General features: G+C 72.8%; 2 protein-coding genes and 2 pseudogenes. 3 read left to right on the forward strand and 1 reads right to left on the reverse strand.

Translation table 11 applies throughout. The features are described 5' to 3' along the window. Positions 1-310, forward strand: a pseudogene (locus B9G38_RS15665) (sulfite exporter TauE/SafE family protein); the annotation flags it as partial. A 123-nt stretch (positions 311-433) separates the two neighbouring features. Here the strand turns inward: B9G38_RS15665 and B9G38_RS15670 are convergent. Next, positions 434-2,044 carry an iron ABC transporter permease gene (locus B9G38_RS15670; protein ID WP_086220994.1) on the reverse strand — a complete coding sequence of 537 codons (1,611 nt, stop codon included), beginning with the start codon at positions 2,042-2,044 and terminating at the stop codon, positions 434-436. 116 nt (positions 2,045-2,160) lie between these two features. Between B9G38_RS15670 and B9G38_RS15675 the strand changes: the two genes are divergently transcribed. Continuing rightward, complete coding sequence (locus B9G38_RS15675; RefSeq protein WP_086220995.1) at positions 2,161-2,730, forward strand: gluconate 2-dehydrogenase subunit 3 family protein; 570 nt, start codon at positions 2,161-2,163, stop codon at positions 2,728-2,730. After that, positions 2,727-2,966: pseudogene (locus B9G38_RS15680) on the forward strand (GMC family oxidoreductase); the annotation flags it as partial. The gene B9G38_RS15675 and the pseudogene B9G38_RS15680, both read left to right, overlap by 4 nt.

A 2,966-nucleotide genomic window follows, 5' to 3' on the forward strand; every position in this document is an offset into this window, starting at 1 on the left:
GGGGGGGGGGACCCTGGGTGAGGTGCCCCCGGTGTGGGTGGGGGGCGGGTCCGGGGCGGGGGTCGGGTCCGCGGCGGCGGCCGCCGTCGAGCCGGACGGGATCAGGGTGTACGTCGGCGGAATGCTGCTGGTCGGCTCCATCGCCGTGGGTATCGGCGAGGTGGGCTCGTACCTCGGCAACTCGACGCTCGAGCTGCTCGGGCTGGTGCTCGTCATCGGCGCGGCGGTCGTCGTCGCGGCCGCGGTCCTCTACACGACGGTCACGTCGCTCCGCGTGACGCGGCAACAGCAGACGTCGACCGCCGACTGAACCGCGTTTCGCCGTCGGTCCCGCAGCTCCGATCTTGTACATTTGCTTCAGAACGGCTGACGAGCGAAAGCGATCGGTCCGTCGTGCGCCGACGCGGTCGACGCGGCGAGTCTCTCCCGCCTCTCACAGTCCCTCTTGACCGCCCTCCTGCGCGAGGAGGACGACCATCGAGAGGCCGGAGATGAGGAGGAGGATGAGCGTCGGCACCACGGCGTACTGGTAGAGCGCGGTCGACTGCGCGCGCCAGATCTGGGTGACGATCGTGTCGAACCCGGTGGGGCGGAGCACGAGCGTGACGGGGAGCTCCTTCATCGTCGTGAGGAACACGAGCGCGGCCCCGGCGACGATCCCCGAGCGCGTGAGCGGGAACGTCACGCGCCTGAACGCCCCGGTCGGCGACTCGCCGAGCGTGCGGCCGGCCTCCACGAGCCGCCGGTCGACCTGGAGGATCGACGTCCGGGTCGAGCCGACCGCCTGCGGGAGGAAGCGGACGACGTACGCGAACACTAAGAGGGGGAGCGTCTGGTAGAGCCACGGCACGTAGCCGGAGCCGAAGTACACTAATGCGAGCGCCAGCACGATGCCGGGGACCGCGAAGCCGACGTACGTCGCCCGCTCGAAGACGACCGCGAGCGGCGAGTCGTGGTTCGCGGCGAAGTACGCGATCGGGATCGCGGCGAGCGCGGCGGCGAGCGCGGCGGCCGCGGAGACCGACACGGAGTTGAGCACCTGGATCGGCTCGAACGCGAGCGAAGGCCGCCGGCCGGCCTCCGAGCGGACCAGCCACAGCCCGAGGATCCACAGCGGGACCAGAAGCGCGAACGCCGACACCCCGGCCGGGAACAGCGTCGCCGGCCACCGCAGCCGCCCGAGCGACACCCGGTCGTCGGTCCGCCCCGCGTCGTCGCCGCTGGTCTCCCGGTCGGAGCGGACCGCCCACTCCAAGGCGAGCACGAGGACGACCACGACGAGCAGCTGGAGGGAGAGCAGCGCGGCGTAGTCGCGGCCGAACGCGTTGTACTCGACGTATATCTGGCGGGTGAACACTGGGAGCCGCATGATCGAGGGCGTCCCGAAGTCCGAGACTGCGTACAGCGCCGCGAGCAGCGAGCCGGCGGCGATCGCGGGCCGGATCGTCGGGAGCGTCACCCGGCGGAACGCCGCGAGCCGACCGTGGTTCAGCGTCCGGGCGGCCTCCAACAGCGTCGTGTCGAACGACAGCAGCGCGGCCCGGGTCGTCAGGTAGACGTACGGGTACGTGTACAGCGTGATGACGAGTATCGAGCCGGAGAGGCCGCTGACCTCGGGGACGCGCTCGACGCCCAGCGGGGCGAGGACCTCGTGGAACTCGCCCTGCGGCCCGAACGCGGAGACGAACGAGAAGGCTCCCACGTAGCTCGGTACGACGAGTGGGAGCGCGGCCGCGACCGACCAGAACCGCCGGAAGGGGAGGTCGGTTCGGGCCGTGAGGTACGCGAGCGGCACGCCGATGAGGATCGAGAAGGCGGTGACGCCCGCCATCAGCAACAGGCTGTTGACGAGGACGTCCGCGGTGCCGGCGCTGAAGACGAGGTCGATCGCCCGCTCGCGCTCGACGGCGACCGCCTCGATGACGAGCCACGCCAGCGGGAACACGAGGGTGGCGGCGATCGCCGCGCACAGCAGCGTCAGCCCGAGCGGGAGCCTGTCGTCGCCGTCGGTCAGCCGGTCGCGGAGCCGGGTTCGCAGGGACATTGTGTGGGAACGGAGTCGCTCTGTCCGAGCGAGGGCGCCCCCGGCGTTAGGGATTCCGATCGCCCGGCGAGCGCACTCCGACGGATATAAGAATTTAGGGCTACCTAAAAAGCTCCATGGAACTGACGCGACGCGACGCCGCGGCCGCGCTGGCCGCGATCGGCGCGACCGGCGGCGTCGCGCTCGGCGTCCGTCGGGGGACCGACGAGGGGGGAAGCGGCGACGGCGCGGGAGACGGCGACCCCTCGTGGGACGGGGACGGCCCCCCGGACGACGAGGCGGTCCGCGAGGCGATGACCGCGGTGGCGCGGGTCGTCTACCCCGGAGAGGTCTCCGGGGTCGGCGCGTTCGTCGACGGCTTCCTCGACGGTCGCCTCGACGGGTCGGCGCACGCGGAGGGGCTCCGCGCGGCGGTCGCCGAGGTCGAGTCGGCGGCCCGGTCGTGGTACGGCGCGCCCGTCGCCGACCTCTCGGCCGCGGACCGCGACGAGCTCCTCCGCGAGCTCGGCGCGGACGTGGCCGACGAGAACCCGGACGGAACGGCCGCGGAGCGGGTCCGCTTCTTCGTCGTCAACGAGCTGCTGCTCGCGCTGTACGCCTCGCCGACCGGCGGGGAGCTGGTGGGGATCGAGAACCCGCAGGGGTACGCCGGCGGCGCGGAGAGCTATCAGCGGGGGCCGCGATGAGCGGCGCGGAGAGCGTCGGAGACGGACGGGCGAACGCCGGCGGCGGGGGACGCGAGGGCGTCGACCGCACCCCCGTCCCGGACGCCGACGTCTGCGTCGTGGGCGCGGGGCCGGCCGGGGCGCTCGTCGCCGACCGGCTCGCGGGCGAACGCGATGTCGTCGTCCTCGACGCCGGGCCGCGGTTCGACCCGGCGGACCGCCCCGCCACACAGGAGCGGCGGTTCCGTCCCTCCTAC

Source organism: Halorubrum sp. SD612, from assembly GCF_002135005.1.

Coding starts and splice junctions, on each gene's coding strand:
- B9G38_RS15670 (WP_086220994.1), bottom strand. CDS start 2,044: ATGTCCCTGCGAACCCGGCTCCGCGACCGGCTGACCGACGGCGACGAC.
- B9G38_RS15675 (WP_086220995.1), top strand. CDS start 2,161: ATGGAACTGACGCGACGCGACGCCGCGGCCGCGCTGGCCGCGATCGGC.